14 protein-coding genes and 1 tRNA gene are annotated in these 16238 nt (G+C 69.0%); 7 read left to right on the forward strand and 8 right to left on the reverse strand.

The features are described from left to right. Positions 1-91: 91 nt before the first annotated feature. From AB0J78_RS23860 to AB0J78_RS23875, 4 genes are all read right to left on the reverse strand, one after another. Complete coding sequence (locus AB0J78_RS23860) at positions 92-841, reverse strand: D-Ala-D-Ala carboxypeptidase family metallohydrolase (protein ID WP_363792580.1); 750 nt, start codon at positions 839-841, stop codon at positions 92-94. A 195-nt stretch (positions 842-1036) separates the two neighbouring features. After that, positions 1037-1840 (reverse strand): thioesterase family protein, encoded by an 804-nt coding sequence (locus AB0J78_RS23865; RefSeq protein WP_363792582.1) that lies wholly within the window; start codon positions 1838-1840, stop codon positions 1037-1039. Between the two features lie 211 nt (positions 1841-2051). Next, positions 2052-2450, reverse strand: coding sequence for a hypothetical protein (locus AB0J78_RS23870; protein ID WP_363792584.1), 399 nt, complete (start codon positions 2448-2450; stop codon positions 2052-2054). Between the two features lie 236 nt (positions 2451-2686). Further along, positions 2687-3262 (reverse strand): helix-turn-helix domain-containing protein, encoded by a 576-nt coding sequence (locus AB0J78_RS23875; protein ID WP_363792586.1) that lies wholly within the window; start codon positions 3260-3262, stop codon positions 2687-2689. 64 nt (positions 3263-3326) lie between these two features. Between AB0J78_RS23875 and AB0J78_RS23880 the strand changes: the two genes are divergently transcribed. The 5 genes from AB0J78_RS23880 to AB0J78_RS23900 all read left to right on the forward strand — a co-directional run bounded on the left by AB0J78_RS23880 (position 3327) and on the right by AB0J78_RS23900 (position 6769). Beyond that, positions 3327-4382 (forward strand): DMT family transporter, encoded by a 1056-nt coding sequence (locus AB0J78_RS23880; RefSeq protein WP_363792587.1) that lies wholly within the window; start codon positions 3327-3329, stop codon positions 4380-4382. Beyond that, on the forward strand, positions 4306-4803 hold the full coding sequence (locus AB0J78_RS23885; protein WP_363792589.1) for a methyltransferase domain-containing protein: 498 nt from the start codon (positions 4306-4308) through the stop codon (positions 4801-4803). The genes AB0J78_RS23880 and AB0J78_RS23885 overlap by 77 nt, the downstream gene beginning before the upstream one ends. A gap of 13 nt (positions 4804-4816) precedes the next feature. Then, positions 4817-5311, forward strand: a complete 495-nt coding sequence (locus AB0J78_RS23890) for a DUF1059 domain-containing protein (protein ID WP_363792591.1) — start codon at positions 4817-4819, stop codon at positions 5309-5311. Positions 5312-5481: 170 nt separating this feature from the next. Next, on the forward strand, positions 5482-6114 hold the full coding sequence (locus AB0J78_RS23895; RefSeq protein ID WP_363792593.1) for a LysE family translocator: 633 nt from the start codon (positions 5482-5484) through the stop codon (positions 6112-6114). 76 nt (positions 6115-6190) lie between these two features. Then, entirely contained in the window at positions 6191-6769 is a 579-nt protein-coding gene (locus AB0J78_RS23900; protein ID WP_363792595.1) for a dihydrofolate reductase family protein, read from the forward strand. Between the two features lie 178 nt (positions 6770-6947). Here the strand turns inward: AB0J78_RS23900 and AB0J78_RS23905 are convergent, their stop codons facing one another. Continuing rightward, positions 6948-8108 carry a beta-ketoacyl synthase N-terminal-like domain-containing protein gene (locus tag AB0J78_RS23905; protein ID WP_363792597.1) on the reverse strand — a complete coding sequence of 387 codons (1161 nt, stop codon included), beginning with the start codon at positions 8106-8108 and terminating at the stop codon, positions 6948-6950. 495 nt (positions 8109-8603) lie between these two features. Here AB0J78_RS23905 and AB0J78_RS23910 point away from each other — a divergent pair, with 495 nt between their 5' ends. Further along, a complete protein-coding gene (locus tag AB0J78_RS23910) occupies positions 8604-11387 on the forward strand; it encodes an EAL domain-containing protein (protein WP_363792599.1) in 2784 nt (927 codons plus the stop codon). A 559-nt stretch (positions 11388-11946) separates the two neighbouring features. Here AB0J78_RS23910 and AB0J78_RS23915 read toward each other — a convergent pair. From AB0J78_RS23915 to AB0J78_RS23925, 3 genes are all read right to left on the reverse strand, one after another. After that, positions 11947-12021, reverse strand: a tRNA-Val gene (locus tag AB0J78_RS23915). Between the two features lie 94 nt (positions 12022-12115). Next, on the reverse strand, positions 12116-12580 hold the full coding sequence (locus tag AB0J78_RS23920) for a peroxiredoxin (RefSeq protein ID WP_132627083.1): 465 nt from the start codon (positions 12578-12580) through the stop codon (positions 12116-12118). A 110-nt stretch (positions 12581-12690) separates the two neighbouring features. Continuing rightward, complete coding sequence (locus tag AB0J78_RS23925) at positions 12691-13125, reverse strand: DUF3052 domain-containing protein (RefSeq protein WP_093420851.1); 435 nt, start codon at positions 13123-13125, stop codon at positions 12691-12693. A 302-nt stretch (positions 13126-13427) separates the two neighbouring features. Here AB0J78_RS23925 and aceE point away from each other — a divergent pair, with 302 nt between their 5' ends. Further along, on the forward strand, positions 13428-16202 hold the full coding sequence (gene aceE, locus AB0J78_RS23930; protein ID WP_363792601.1) for a pyruvate dehydrogenase (acetyl-transferring), homodimeric type: 2775 nt from the start codon (positions 13428-13430) through the stop codon (positions 16200-16202). The last annotated feature ends 36 nt before the right edge of the window (positions 16203-16238 follow it).

Consider the following 16238-nt stretch of genomic DNA (forward strand, 5'->3'; position numbering starts at 1 on the left):
CCACGCCGTCATCGCGCGAACACCTGCCGTTCGCCCACCGACGCAGGCGGGCACCCGGCGAACCCAGGTGCCCGCAGCGCGAAAGCGCTTGTCAGAGACCGCAGTCCGGCGCGGACCAGGTGTCGGCCCCACCGGCGACGTGCACGTGGTCGTCGTGACCGGGGTAGCCCGGTCCGAGGATCTCGCCGAAGCCGTGGTCGCGGGCCTGCAGCGCCAACGCGCAGAAGCCCTGCGATCCCGCGCCGAGGTCGGCGGCGTCGCCGTAGAGGTGGCGGCTGTTCGGAGCACCACCGACGGAGTCGTTGCAGGAGACGCTGCGGAAACCGCCGTTCACCTGGATCGCCGCGTCACCCATCGCGTGCCGCATGGCCTGCAGCTTCCACATGGTCACCAGCGCGTTGGACTTGGCTTCGTCGGCCGAGAGCTTGCCGCCGGACCAGTCGGAGTTGCAGGTGTTGAGCTCGGAGTAGTCGAAGTTGACCGGCGAGCAGTCGTCGTCCTGCAGCTCGTAGATCTTGGCGAAGGTCGACTCGCCGGCGACGCCGTCCGCAGGCAGGCCGTAGGCCTGCTGGAACCGGACGACGGCGTCCTTGGTGCCGGGGCCGAAAACGCCGTCGATGGCGAGGCTTCCGCCGTTGCCGGGGTACCCGGCCACCCTGATCTGCAGGTTGCGCACGTCGTCACCGGAGGCGCCCTCGCTGAGCGTCTTGCTCCAGGAGTAGCAGCCGTCGGCGGTCGGCGCGGGAGCAGCGGCCGGGGCCGAGACCGCCACTGGCGCGACGAAGGATGCGACGGCACCGGCCACGAGTGCGGCGGTCACACCGGCTAATCGGGTCTTCATGCGGGACACCTCTCGCTGCAAAGGATCATCTGCAGCTGCGGATACTCCCGGAAGGAACCGGCGAACTCGCCGTTCTGTCAGGAATTCACCAAAAAAGCCACGCTCCGGTCGAATCCCGCCGTCCAGACGGCCGATCCGCCGCGGCACCGGCGGCCCACACCCCACCCCGCAGCAACCCCTAGCGCGGGGTGCCGCTCAGGTCGTCAGGGGACGCACGGTGAGGATCTGCTCCGCGTGACCCACCGGGCCGTGGACGTCGTGCAGATCGGTGCTGGTCAGGCCCTGGCCGTCGGATCCGAAGGTGACCTTGGTGTCGAGACCGGTCCAGTCTCCCCCGGGCTGGCGGTGGAGGTGGATGGTGAGGTCGACGTTGGGGAACATCCACTTCGTGGGTTCCTGGCGCACGGCGATGCCGTTGGCGGTGTCGATCAGCGCGACGAAGGAGGCGAGCGAGCTGACCTCCTCACCCGCGACGAGGTCGTGACCGGCGGACACCCACGCAGTGGTGCGGCCGGGCTGCGGTCGACCGACGACGCGGGTGTGCAGCGACTCGATGAAACCGCCGGACCACACCGAGTCCATCGGCCACGGTTCCAACCGCTCCGGCGGGATCAGCGCGTCCGGCGCGCCACCCGCGACGATGTCGGTGTCCACGGCGGCCAGCAGCCAGGCGCGGGCCCGCACGACGGCCCGCCCGCCGATGACCACGGTGGCCTCGGTGAGCTCGATGGTCTTGCCGGGCCGGACGGTCTCGACGTGGACGTCGAACTCCTCCAGCGCGATCTTGCCGAGGATGTCGAAGCTGATCCGGCTCATCAGCAGTTCCGGACGACCCTCGGCGGCCCGAACCTGCTCGATGGCGTGCACGATGAGGCCGCCGAGAGGGCTGAAGTGCTGCTCATCGGCCCGCCAAGCGCCACCCACGTGCGCGGTCGGCTTGTACCGGCCCTCTCCGGTGCGCTCGAAGTACCCGGACCTGACCCCAACCGTGTCGACCAACGAACTGCGCCCCCGTTCAGCGGAATCGTGCCGCCCCAGGATATGGGCCAACCGCAGCCGCAAGGCCCGAACAGGACCGGAATCACGACCCCGGGAAGGTTGACGTGAGCGCACCGGAACAGCGCGAACCGCCGCCCGTCGTGCTCAGGTCCGGACGGGCGGGAGCTCGGCGGAAGCCGCGGCGGAGCGCGGATTCCGCCGAGCGCTGCCGCTAGTTGATGGCGTAGCCCAGCGTGTAGTGGGCGCCGTCGCGGGTGAACTCGACCGAGCCGCTGCCGCTCTTCAGGCTGTGCCTGCCCAGCAGGTCATCGCCGTCGACGTCGTCCTCTTCCCACAGCTCCACGGTGACGGACCCCGAGAAGGAGCGGTTGACGTCGGTGATCTCGATGTCGAACTCCTCGCACACCCGCTGCGGGCCCCACACGACGTCCCCGTCGAGCTTGAGGTACGGGTGGTCGCACCCGACGTTGTCCTCGTTGTTGATGGCCTTGAGCCTGGTCAGCTTGATCTTCGGCATGTTCTTCTCCCCAGTGGTTCTCACCGTGCCCGGTTCGGCGCGGCGGAGTTGATCATCCGCGACGAAGGCGCCCGCGCGCGGAAGATCGGTCATCCGCCACCCGAACGGCCGATCACCGGAGCGCGGGCACCTCACGGCGAGAAGGTCCGGCTCGCGACCGATTGAGCAGGCGACCCCGGCCGATTGAGCAGGTGAAACGCAGGGCGATTGATCCGCCGGGTTTCCGGGAGCGTCGCCAGTGGCCGGTTCTGGTCCGAACCGTCCATGATCGAAGTCCGTCATGCCCGGCCAGTTCGGACCAGAACCGCCCGAGCGAACCGCGGACACCATCACCTCTCCCCCACCAGGACGCGGATCGTCTCCCTGGCTTCGTCGAAGGCGTCGCTCATCCCGCCGACCGTGAGGTTGACCATCGCCCCCTCGTACACCATGTGGAGTCGCGCACCGAGGGTTTCCGCGTCGGCAACCCCGGATTCGGCGAGCAGGGCGACGAACTTCGCGCGGGCGCGGAGCTTGCCCTCGCGCAGCACCTCGCGGCCGGGGTGGTCGCTCTCGCCGAGCTCGGCGTGGGCGTTGACGAACGCGCAGCCCCGCCTGCTGCCCGCCCACCACGCCTCCTCGGCGTCGAGCACGGCCAGCACCCGGTCGAGCCCCGACTCGGGGTGGTGAGCGCGCATCCACTCGTCGAGGAACTCCTCCCAGCGCTGCTCGCGACGCTTGAGGTAGGCCGCGACCAGGGCGTCCTTCGAGCCGAAGCGGTCGTAGAGGGTCTTCTTGGTCGTGCCCGCCTCATCGGCGATCAGGTCGACCCCGACGGCGCCGATGCCTCGCTCGTAGAACAGCACCCCGGCGACTTCGAGGATCTTCCTCCCCGCGGGTGTGTCCGGATTCGCCGTCCTCGCCATCGTCACTCCCCCGTCTCAGAACAGGACACTGCGAGTATACCGACCGGTATGGTTACTTGGCGACATGCGAGCACTTCTTCCGATCGCCTTCGTCGTCTTCTGGAGTTCCGGTTTCGTCGGGGCGGGCATGGCGGCCGACACCGGCGCCTCCGCCAACACCAGCCTGTTCTGGCGCTACGCGGTGACGGCCGGGGTCCTGCTGGTCATCGCGATCGCGCGACGCCGCCGGTACGGCCGCGCGTTCCTGGTCCACGAGATCGTCCTCGGCGTGCTCGGCCAGGCCGTCTACCTCTCCGGCGTCTTCCACGGCGCGTCGCTCGGGGTTCCGGCAGGCACCAGCGCGCTCATCGCATCGCTGCAACCCGTGCTCGTCGCGGTGATCACCAGCAGAGCCGCGCACGAATCACTCGGCGCGCGAAGGGTTCTCGGTCTCGCCGCCGGGATCACCGGTGTCGGGCTGGTGGTCGTGGCCGACATCGGCGCGGGAGGGGGCGTGCTCGGCGTGCTGGCGGTCGTCGCGGGCATGGTCGCCCTCACGGCCGCGACGCTGCTCGGCGACCGCCGTCCCCGCCCCAGCGGCTACGACCTGCTCGACTCGCTGACCGTGCAGTCCTCCGCCGCCTTGGCCGGCTTCGGCCTCGTCGCCACCGCGGGCGGCGGATTCGTCCCGCCCGCCACACCCGAGTTCTGGACCGCCGTCGCCTTCCTGGTCCTGCTCCCCTTCGTCGGCGGCTACGGCTGCTACCTGCTGGTCTTGGACCGATCGGGGTCGCTGGCCGTCAGCGCCCTGCTGTTCCTGACCCCGGCGGTCGCCGCTACCTGGAGCGCGCTCGCCCTCGATCAGCCCTTCCAGCTCACCACCATTCCCGGATTCCTCCTGGCCCTGATCGGAGTCCTCGCCCTCCGCCGGACCCCGAGCCCCGCCAGCGACCTCGGCGCGCCGGGCCGGACCAAAGCCTCTGGTCGGTCGGTCGGGTCGGGCACATGCTGCGTGCATGACGGAACTCCTGCCGAGCGTGTCGAGCGAGCGAACGTCGGGGCCGTTGAAGCGGTTCCGGGCGCTGGCCGGGCGACGGGCGTCCGGCCGAGTTCTCGACATCGGCGCGGGCCGCACCGATGATCTGCCCCCTTACGCGCACATCAGCCACCTGGCGCTCGTCGGCGCCGGCGATCGCCGAGTCGCCGAACTCCCGTTGCAGGCGGAGACGGTCGACGCCGAACCGGAGGACCTCCCGTTCCCGGACAGGGCTTTCGACGTCGTGGTCTGCCGCTTCGCGCTGACCCGCGCGAAGCGTCCGGCCCTCGCAGCGCGGGAGATCGCCAGAGTGCTCCGCCGGACCGGGCAGCTGCTGTTCCTGGACACCGCTCCCACCACGCGGCTCGACGTCGACGCCCTCATGCACCTCCGGCACGGCGGGCTCATCACGCACGACGTCGACTGGTCCTGGCCCCGCTCGAGAACACCGCTGGTGCAGGGCGTCGCGACGCACCCGGATCCGCAGTACGTGCGCGAAATCGCGTGGCTGCGCGGAGCAAGATGAGGAGGGAACCACGATGACGAGGAAAGTAGCGGACTGCCGCAAGACGCCCAGCGACATCAACTGCTCGCTGACCATCATCGGCGAGGAGGACGAAGTGGTGCGCGCGGCCGTCGATCACGCGGTGTCCGCGCACGCCCACGAGGACACCCCGGAGCTGCGCGAACAGGTCCGCGGCATGCTCGAGAACGAGGCCGAAGCGTCCCAGAGCGCGATGCAGTTCGTCCAGCTGATCGAGTTCAAGACCCACCGGCGCGAGGAGCTCAGCGAGCTGATGACCGAGTGGGAGGACCGCACCGGCGGCAAGCGCACGGCGACCCGAGCGGTGCTCGCCGAAGACCACGAACAACCGGACCTCTACTACGAGCTGGTCGAATTCCCCTCCTACGACGAGGCGATCCGCAATTCGCACCTGCCCGAGACCGAGGAGCTCTCGGAACGCATGCGCAGCCTCTGCGAAGGCGAACCGACGTTCCACAACCTCGACGTCGTCCGCGCCGAAGCGCTCTGAGCGAATCGAACGCGCCTGGCCCCCACTTCGGGTGCCAGGCGCGTTGGTCTGCCGCACCCGCTCGGTGAGTCCGCCGCCGGCTGCGGGACCCCGCCTCGCCCGACCACCGCGGTCCGTTGGACGATCTCATCGCCAACGCCTGACCGGCGGTGGAGACGAGGAGGTGCGGGGTGTCGGGGCAGTTGCTGGCGTTCGTCGGAGCGTGCTTGGCCGTGATCATCGTTCCCGGACCCGATCTGGCGTTGCTGCTGCGCAACGCCGCCGTCGCCGGACGATCGGCGGCGATCGCCACCGCCACCGGGATCATGACGGGCAACACGATCCTCGCCGCGGCCGCGGTCGCGGGCCTGACCGCACTGCTGCAAGCCTCCGGACCGCTCTACAACGTCATTCGCCTCGCGGGCGCGGCGTACCTGATCTACCTGGGCGTTCGCGCGCTGATCAGCCTCATCCGCAGGGACGCACCGGCGCGAGGTGCCGAGGAGGCGCCGGCCCGCCCGAACCTCCCCAGTCGTCACGCGTTCCGGCAGGGCCTGCTCAGCAACCTGCTCAACCCGAAGGTCGCCGCCTTCTACCTCGCCCTGTTCCCGCAGTTCACGTTGCCGGGAATGCCGACGCTGGCGCAGCACACCTTGCTCGCCGCGCTGTTCTGCCTGCTCTCCCTGGCCTGGTACGTCCTGCTGATCGCGGTCCTCGGCCAGGTCCAGGCCTGGCTGCAGCGCCGGAAGGTCCAGCGGACCATCACCGGCGCCTCCGCCGCGGCCCTCATCACCCTCGGCACGGGTCTGGCGATCCAGAACTGACGAGAGCGATGAGTTTCGCGCCGGGCTCCGGTCCTCATCTCCGAGACGCGAGACGACTGCGCTGGGAGAACGGATCATGACTGCGACCTACACGTTCGACGTCTTCTCCAGCCTCGACGGCTTCGGCGCCGCCGGAGGCGACTGGACCGGCTACTGGGGAAAGCAGGGACCCGAACTCCTCGACCACCGGCGCGCCCTGCACGAGGGCGAGCAGCGGATGGTCTTCGGCGCGAACACGTACCGGGCGTTCGCGCAGATGCTCGCCGCGAGCGACGAGGATTCCGACGTGCGCGACGCGTGGGTCACGCTGATGAGGAAGAAGCCCGCGACGGTCGTGTCCAACACGCTGGAGGAACCGCTCGACTGGCCTGACGCGCGGATCGCCAGAGGAGATGCCGTCGACGTCGTCGCCCGGCTCAAGGAGGAGTCCGATGTGCCGCTCCGCTCGCACGGCAGCCTCTCGATGAACCGCGCGCTGATGGCCGCCGGCCTCGTCGACCGCGTTCAGGTCACGCACTTCCCCGTGATCACCGGCCGCACCGGTCTGGACCCGATCTTCAAGAACGCGGCGGACTTCGACCTGGAACTCCTCGAACACCGAACCCTCGACGAGCACGTCCAAGAACTCACCTACCGACCCCGACTGCACGCTTGAGCCCGGTGCGTGGCCGTCGCTCCCGGTGGTCTCACGCAAGAAGGTCCTCCTACGTGACACCGGGTCCCGCACATAGCGCCTAATCCGCGGCAAACCGGGACCGTCGGATGTTCTCCTCGCTCCAAACATCGATACACCGGTTGCGGTGCTCGACGTTCATGTCCTCGGAAACCGTGGTTTAGGCCGGCGGAGCTAGCACGACCGCGGAGTTGTGGCCGCCCATGCCGAGCGAAGACTTCAGGGTGAGGCCGTCGGCGGGGGTTGTGGGGCCGTTCAGCAGTCGCGGGTGGGCGGGGGCGACCTGCGGTGGGGCCGGGATAAGCCCGCGGTCGTAGCCCAGGGCGGTCGCGGTGATCTCCACCGCTGAGGCTGCGGACATGCAGTGGCCCACGAGGGGTTTGACCGAGTAGAGCTCGGCCTCGGGGGGCAGTAGCTCGTCGGCCACGGTGGCTTCGGCGCGGTCGCACTGCTGGGTCCCCGGCCCGTGGGCGTTGAGGTAGCGCACCTGCGATAGCTCTGCCCCGGCGTTGGACAGCGCTTCGGAGAAGCACCGCCTCAGCTCGGCCAAACCCGGATCCACCGAAGTGACGTGGTGGGCGTCGTGCGACATCGCGCCGCCGAGCACCCGCAGGTACGGGTTCGGCGACCGGTTCGACAGCACCATGCCGATCGACGCCTCGCCCATGATGAAGCCCCTGCTGCCCTCCTGGAACGGTCTGCACGCCTGCAGCGGCTCAGTGTCGGTGACCGCCACCCCGAGCCGGTTGAAGTGCAGCACGGTTTCGGGCGCGGAGGACAGGTCGGTGGCCAGGAGGATCACGTCGTCCACCACGCCGGCCTCCAGCCATGCCTTCGCGGTGATCAAGCCCGCATTGCCGGAGGCGCACGTTGTCGAGATGTTCATCGCCGGGCCGTGGAAGCCGAACTCCTGCATGAACGTCGACACCGGGGTCGACGGCATCAGCGCCAGGTAGTCGCGGACCGAGACGTCCGCGTCCCGCGTGCCGTAGAAGTCCCGCCACAGCTCCACGTCGCCGAGCACGGCCGCGTGCAGCAGCCCCACCCGCCGTCCGGGCTCCCAGCCCCGGCGTTCGGCGTCGAGGATCGCCTCGCGGCCGGCGGCTCGCATGGCCCTGGCGAAGCGACTCGGCCCGTCCAGCTCGTCGCCGCCGTCCGGAACGGTCGCCACCCACGCCGCTTGGTCCCGGTGCGGCCCGTGCCCCTCGGCCAGGTGAGCGGCCACCTGACCAGTGGCCAACCCGTTCCACAGGGATTCGCGCCCCCAGCCGTAACCGGTCACCGCTCCGATGCCGTTGATTCCGCAGTGCTGGTCGATCATTGCTCGTCCTTCCGGATTGCGATCACCGCTGCACCCTGCGGGTGGCGGACAACCCCCGGGTCGCCGCAGCTCGCTGAGCTCGATCGACATTGCCGCGGTGTTGCTGGGATCGAAGCGCTGTGGTTCCTGCGGGAGAACCCCGGTCTCTCACGCCAGAGTGAAGAACAGAAGCACGATTGGCTACCGGCTGTGTTTGCACTCTCGCCGATTTCACTCTTTTGCGTGAAGATCAATCGGAGAACCCTCTAGCCCGCTACATTGCGTGTCCATATTTGGCTTCACGTGCAAGATCGGTCATCCCCGCGCTCGGTCCCGGTTGTCGTCGCCACCTCCACGAACGGTTGATGACCAGCTCTGATGGGGACCCCTGGGGTGAAGGGGGCGGCGTCGGCACAGCACTCAGGAGTGCTCGCGCCGGTTCGTGGGGGCTAGGGCCACCACGGGCCGAATGGCCCAGGTGGCGAGCGCAGGCGCGAAGTCTTCCTTGGATGGCTCATGGAGATTGACCCGAACGGCGGGCTCCCAGGCGGTTCTGGTTTCGACCGCGAGCTCCTCGAGGTGGCGTTGTCCGCGCAGGGCGCGGTCAGCTGGACGTTCGACTTCGCTGAGGATCAGCTCACCTGGACAGCCGGGATGGAGACGCTCCTCGGCATGCCCAGCGCCGGTGAGGAGGAGATACGGGCTCGCTTGGTGGAGCTCCTCGCGCCGTGGACCGTGGCCGCGCGGACGACCGGGAAGGGCCAGGGCCTCGACCTGGAGCAGCCCGTGGTCACCGCGGAGGGGCAGACGCGGGTGCTCCACTTCCACGCCCGCCCTGTCGGTGACCCACACCCCAGCGCCCTGGTCGGGCTGGTCCGCGAGGTGACCGCCCTGCATCGGGACCGGCAGGCGTTGACCGATCTCGCCGGCCGGTACCGGCTGCTCGTCGAGCTCAGTCCCGATGCGATCTGCGTGCATCAGGGCGAGGTCATCAAGTACGCCAACCCCGCCATGAGCACCATCCTCGGTGCCGAGTCCAGCGCGCAGCTCCTCGGGCGCGCGCTGACCGACTTCGTCGCTCCGGACTCGATCCCCCCGATGCGCGACCGGATCAAGTCGCTGGCGACCCCGGGCACCGCCACACCGCGGGCGCGGGCCGAGCTGCAGCGCCTCGACGGCACCGCCGTTCCGGTGGAGTTGGTGGCGGTGCGCATCACCTGGGAGGGACATCCGGCGGTGCAGGTCATCGGACGCGACGTCACGAGGGAACAAGCGGCCGAGGCCACCCTGCGCTACCAAGCAGCCCTGGTGGATCATGTCAACAACGCGATCATCGCCCTCGACCGCAAGGGCGTGGTCACAAGCGTGAACCCCGCCGCCGAAACCGTGTACGGGGTGCCCGCCGATCAGGCGTTGGGCCGGCCCGTCACCGAGCTGGTCGGTGCCCCCCTGCAGCCCGAAGCGCTGCTGGCCGCGGGTGGGGTCACCGAGGCGCGGCACCGCCGCAGCGACGGTACCGCCCTGGTGATCCGGCTCTCGGTCGCGAAGATGGACTCCGGGTTCGTGCTGGTGTGTGCCGACGAGACCGCGCGCCGCCGGGCCGAACAGGACTTCGCCACCGTCGTCGACGCGCTCAACGAGGGCATCCTCGTGGTCGCCCCCACCGGCCTCATCGTCTCGGCGAACCCCGCCGCCGAGCAGATCCTGGGCGCGCCCCGCTCGGCCATCGTCGGCTCGGCGCCCGAGACCTGGTCGGTGTTCGACGAGGCCGGGCAGCCGCTGCGAGCCCACCCTACGGTGTCGACCCAGCGCAGCGGAGTGTCGCAGACCGCACGGGTGCTCCGGCTCGAACGGCCCGACGGGCGCAGCGTGTGGACGTCGGTCACCACCCGTCTGTTGGGCCCTCACGACCAGCCGCCGCACGCGGTGGTCACGTCGTTCACCGACGTCACCGAGAAGCGCGCCGCCCGGGAGCGCCTGGAGCACGAGGCCACCCACGACCCGCTGACCGGGCTGGCCAACCGCACGCTGGTGCTGCGCCGCCTCGGGCACCTGTGGCAGCCCACGCGCCCACTGGCTCTGCTGTTCCTCGACCTGGACAACTTCAAGCGCATCAACGATTCCCTCGGCCACGTCGTCGGCGACGACGTGCTGCGCACCGTCGGGCAACGCCTGGTGCAGGCCACCCGGGACGAGGCTCTGGTGGGTCGCCTCGGCGGGGACGAATTCGTCGTCCTCACCCAACACGAGAACACCCGCGGCGCCCTCGGTGAACTCAGCCAACGCCTACTCGCCGCCCTCACCGAGCCGATCCACGCGCAGGGCAGGCAACTGCACCTCCGCGCCAGCATCGGGATCGTGGTCTCGCACCCATCCGATACCCGCGCCGGCCAGGACCTCCTGCGCGATGCCGACGTGGCCATGTACAAGGCCAAGGCAAGAGGGGGCGGGCGCTACGCGTTCTTCGACGTTGAGCTCCGCCAGCGCGTGCAGCGGCACATGGTCCTGGAGCAGGACCTGCACCACGCCGTGGCACAAGACCAGCTCTGGGTGGCCTACCAGCCCGTCGTCGACCTGCGCACCGAGCGCACGGTGGCAGTAGAAGGCCTGCTGCGGTGGCAGCACCCGGTGCACGGCACGGTCTCGCCGGGGGAGTTCATCCCGCTGGCTGAGGAAAGCGACCTGATCAACTCCCTCGGCGCGCACATGCTGCGCACGGCCGTCCGCGAACTCGCCGCCATGCGCGAGCGCCACCGGCTCGAGCTCCGACTGCACGCGAACCTCTCCCCACGCCAACTCGAAGACCCCGGCCTGCAGGCCACCGTCCAGCAGGCGCTCGCGGATTCCGGCCTGCCGGCCCGCGCTCTGTGCCTCGAGCTCACCGAGAACGCGATCATGTGCGACCCCGCGGCAGCAACACCCGTGCTCCACGCCCTCCGCGAGCTGGGAGTGTCACTGGCCATCGACGACTTCGGCACCGGGCACTCCTCGCTGGCCCAGCTGCGGCGACTCCCCTTCGATAGCCTCAAGATCGACCGGTCGTTCATCACCGGCCTCGAGGACTCCGACGAGCTCGACGTCCTCGTCACCAGCATCATCGCCATGGCCCACACCCTCGGGCTCACCGTCGTGACAGAAGGCATCGAAACAGCCCACCAACTCGAGCTCCTTCGCGACCTCGGCAGCGACCAAGCCCAGGGCTACTACCTCGGCAAACCCGCCCCGATCGAAGAACTCCTCCCCTTCTCCTGTTTCCCACCGCGGGATGAGCCGCCCCCCGCCGAATCGGGACCCGAGTAGCAGACAGCCTGAACTGGGCTTCTGGATCGCGGAGGCGTCCGGGACGTGCGAGAAGATAAACCCACTGGACGTGACGTCGATACCGATAGCCGCGGCTCGTGAGGAACAGCGTTCGCGGTGCTCGTTGAGGAGCCCGACGGTGACCGGGTCCAGTGCGACGCGTCGCTGCTGGTGGGTCTTGGTGTCCTTTCAAACCAGACGCGCCGCTCGGGATCCCTTGCGATGGCCCGCTTCTTGACTGGGGCACTCGTCCGCGGGTTCCGGCGCTCGTCGACCTCGTTCAGCAGCCGGGTCAGGACCTTCTCGGCTTCGCGCTCGGAGTTCGGTCCGACCGGCACCGTCTCGCGAAGGTAGTGCCGGCGTTTCGTCACGGAGTCGAAGCCCGCGTAGACCTTGACCCGCAGGGCTCCGCTCGGCAGTTCTTCAACCGCTCCCCGAGGGCGCTTGCGCCGTGTGCTCGACCTGGCCATGGACCAAGTTCAAGAGCGGTTCGCACCATGAATGGGGCCATGAAGACGCGATCTGAGGAGAAAGAATCTCCAGAACACCAGGTCACAGATGGTGGGCGCAGTTGGGTTCGAACCAACGACCCCCTGCTTGTAAGGCAGGTGCTCTTCCGCTGAGCTATGCGCCCTGGTGGTCGAACGGCTGAGCCGGTCGGACACCTCGGTAACACTACCGGGATGTCGCGGCCGGCTCGGTGGCCGGTCGACCCGTCCAAGAGCAGGTCAGGCGGTCAGTTCCGCCACGGCCTTCTTCCAGACGTTCTGGTCGCGGGCCTCGCCGGGCTGGTTGACCTCGGCGAAGCGGACCTTGCCCTCGGTGTCGATGAGGAACGTGCCGCGGTTGGCCATTCCGGCGGCGTCGTTGAACACGCCGTACGCCTTCGCGATCTCGCCGTGCGGCCAGAAGTCCGACAGCAGCGGGAAGGTGTAGCCCTGCTGCTCGGCCCACGCCTTCAGCGAGAACGGCGTGTCCACCGAAACGCCGATGACCTGCACCTGGTCGTTCTGGAACTCGCTCAGGTCATCGCGGACCTGGCAGAGCTCGCCCTCGCAGACACCGCTGAAGGCGAACGGGTAGAAGACCAGCAGGACGTTCTTCTTGCCCCGGAAATCGGCCAGCGAGACCTTTTCCTTGTTGTAGTCGGGCAACGTGAAGTCCGGCGCCTGTGCACCGACCTCAACAGTCATGAGAGCACCCTCCTGTTCGACTTGACCTTGTCCCGGCCGAACCTACACTTCGCAGCGAAAGTGGGCACCGATGGCGACATCGGTGCCCACGTTTCGAAACACGAACCGCCTCAGCGACGGGCCTTGGCCCGGCGGTATGCCAGCCGGGTTCCCATCCAGCCTTCGCTGACGCTTGCGTTCGCGGTCTGTGCCAGGTTCGCCGTAGAGGCGGCCTCGGCGATGTCGGCCGGTTCGACGTATCCGTCGCGGCCGGTCTTGGGGGTCATCACCCAGATGACCCCGTCGTCGGACAGGGGCGTCATCACATCGAGAAGCGTGTCCGTGAGGTCGCCATCGTCTTCGCGCCACCACAGCAACACGACATCGACCACTTCGTCGGCATCTTCGTCGAGGAGATCGCTCCCGCAACGCTCCTCGATCGAGGCCCGGACGTCGTCGTCGACGTCCTCGTCCCAGCCGATTTCCTGGACAACCATCTCCGGCTCGATGTCGAGCCTCTCGGCGACGTCGGCTTCGCCTTTACCGGCGTCTCCCGCGGCGACCACGGTTTGCTCACTCCTCCAATGCACCGGTGCGGTGACCATCTGGCCCCACACGACTTTCAAACCTGGCCGATAGCGAACACTGCGGACCGCCACCGGCGCAACTGCTAGGCGCACGACACGCCGTAGCAACGCGTTGAGGTCCGACTCTAGACCGGCATCGCTCGCACCAACAGCCTGCGGTGCGTCGTCGTGGGTGTCGGATGCGCCCATCAGGCCCGAACATGAGGGACGATAGCGGTGTCGGACGTCACGTCCGGCTCCAAAAACCCTGCCACGAATCCCGACGTAGTCGAGGAGTTCCCTTGTCCGCGCTCAACAACGACGCCACCAACGACGCGGTCTCCGCCCAGCGGGTCCGGGTGATCCGGGAGGGCCTCGCCTCCCACCTGCCCGACATCGATCCGCAGGAGACCGACGAGTGGTTGCAGTCCTTCGATTCGGTGCTGTCGGCCAACGGGCAGCAGCGCGCCCGCTACCTCATGCTGCGGCTGCTCCAGCGCGCCCGCGAGACCGGCGTCGGCGTCCCGTCGCTGACCAGCACGGACTACGTCAACACCATCCCCACCGAGCAGGAACCGTGGTTCCCCGGTGACGAGGAGACCGAACGCCGCTACCGGGCGCTGATGCGCTGGAACGCCGCGATGATGGTGCACCGCGCGCAGCGGCCCGGCATCGGCGTCGGCGGGCACATCTCGTCCTTCGCCTCTTCGGCCAGCCTCTACGAGGTGGGCTTCAACTGGTTCTTCCGCGGCAAGGACCACCCCGGAGGCGGCGACCACCTCTACATCCAGGGCCACGCCTCCCCCGGCATCTACGCGCGCGCGTTCCTGGAGGGCAGGCTCACCGAGCATCAGCTCGACGGATTCCGCCAGGAGCACTCGCACGCCGGGGCCGGCGGCGGTCTGCCGTCCTACCCGCACCCGCGGCTGATGCCGGACTTCTGGGAGTTCCCGACCGTGTCGATGGGTCTGGGCCCGATGAACGCGATCTTCCAGGCCCGGTTCAACCGCTACCTGCACGACCGGGGCATCTCCGACACCTCGCAGCAGCGGGTGTGGGCGTTCCTCGGCGACGGCGAGATGAACGAACCCGAGTCGCGCGGTCTGCTGCACGTGGCGGCCAACGAGGGCCTGGACAACCTGACCTTCGTGGTCAACTGCAACCTGCAGCAGCTCGACGGGCCGGTGCGCGGCAACGGCAAGATCATCCAGGAGCTGGAGGCGTTCTTCCGCGGCGCGGGCTGGAACGTCATCAAGGTCGTGTGGGGCCGCGAGTGGGACTCGCTGCTGCACGCCGACCGCGACGGGGCGCTGGTCAACCTGATGAACACCACGCCCGACGGCGACTACCAGACCTACAAGGCCAACGACGGCGCCTTCGTGCGCGAGCACTTCTTCGGACGCGACCCGCGCACCAAGGAGATGGTCAAGCACCTGACCGACGACGAGATCTGGGGTCTGCGGCGCGGCGGCCACGACTACCGCAAGGTCTACGCGGCCTACAAGGCGGCCACCGAGCACCACGGGCAGCCGACGGTCATCCTGGCCAAGACGATCAAGGGCTACGGCCTCGGACCGCACTTCGAGGGCCGCAACGCCACGCACCAGATGAAGAAGCTGACGCTGGACGACCTCAAGCTGTTCCGCGACAGCCTGCGCATCCCGATCTCCGACGAGCAGCTCGACCCCTACGAGCCGCCGTACTACCACCCCGGTCAGGACTCGCCGGAGGTCCAGTACCTGCAGGACCGCCGCCGTCAGCTGGGCGGATACCTGCCGGAGCGCCGGGCCAAGTCCAAGCCGCTGGTGCTGCCCGGCGACAAGGTCTACGAGGTGATCCGCAAGGGCTCCGGCAAGCAGGAGGTCGCCACCACGATGGCGTTCGTCCGGCTGCTCAAGGACCTGGCCAAGGACGCCGAGATCGGGGCGCGGATCGTGCCGATCATCCCCGACGAGGCGCGGACCTTCGGCATGGACTCGATGTTCCCGTCGCAGAAGATCTACAACCCGCAGGGCCAGCTCTACACGCCGGTGGACTACCAGCTGATGCTGGCCTACCGGGAGAGCGAATCCGGGCAGATCATGCACGAGGGCATCAACGAGGCCGGTTCGACCGCCTCGTTCACCGCCGCGGGCACCAGCTACGCCACGCACGGCGAGCCGATGATCCCGGTTTACATCTTCTACTCGATGTTCGGCTTCCAGCGCACCGGTGACGGGTTCTGGGCGGCGGCCGACCAGATGGCGCGCGGGTTCGTGCTCGGTGCCACGGCGGGCCGCACGACGCTGACCGGTGAGGGCCTGCAGCACGCCGACGGGCACTCGCAGCTCATCGCCGCGACGAACCCGGCGGTGGTGGCCTACGACCCGGCGTGGGCGTTCGAGGTGGCGCACATCGTCAAGGACGGTCTGCGGCGGATGTTCGGCGAGAACGCCGAGAACGTCTTCTACTACCTGACCGTCTACAACGAGCCGTACCAGCAGCCCGCGGAGCCGTCCGAGCTGGACGTGGACGGGCTGTTGCGCGGGCTCTACCGGTATCAGCAGGCCCCTTCGGGGTCCGGGCCGCGCGCCCAGCTGATGGGGTCGGGCGTGCTGCTGCCGGAGGTCCTCAAGGCCGCGCGGCTGCTGGCCGAGGACTGGGGTGTGCGGGCCGACGTGTGGTCGGCGACGTCGTGGGCGCTGCTGCGCCGGGAGGCCGAGCAGGTCGACCGGCACAACCTGCTCAACCCCGGTGCCGAACCGCAGGTTCCGTACGTGACGCGCGCGCTGTCGCAGGCCGAGGGTCCCGTGGTTGCGGTCAGCGACTGGATGCGGGCGGTGCCGGACCTGATCCGCCCGTGGGTGCCGGGCGAGATGGTCAGCCTCGGCGCGGACGGCTTCGGCTTCTCCGACACCCGTCCCGCGGCGCGTCGGGTGTTCCTCGTCGACGCCGAGTCCACGGTGGTCGCGACCCTGGCCGCGCTGGCCCGGACGGGCCAGGTCGACAAGGCCACGGTGGTCGAGGCCGCCCGCAAGTACCGCATCGACGACGTCCAGGCCGCGGGCCCGCAGACGTCGGACCCCGGAGTCTCCTGACCCCGGTCGCTCCCCGAAGGCCCCGGATACCCCGCT

Origin of the sequence: Saccharopolyspora sp. NPDC049426 (assembly GCF_040676935.1) — a bacterium.
GTDB lineage: Bacteria > Actinomycetota > Actinomycetes > Mycobacteriales > Pseudonocardiaceae > Saccharopolyspora.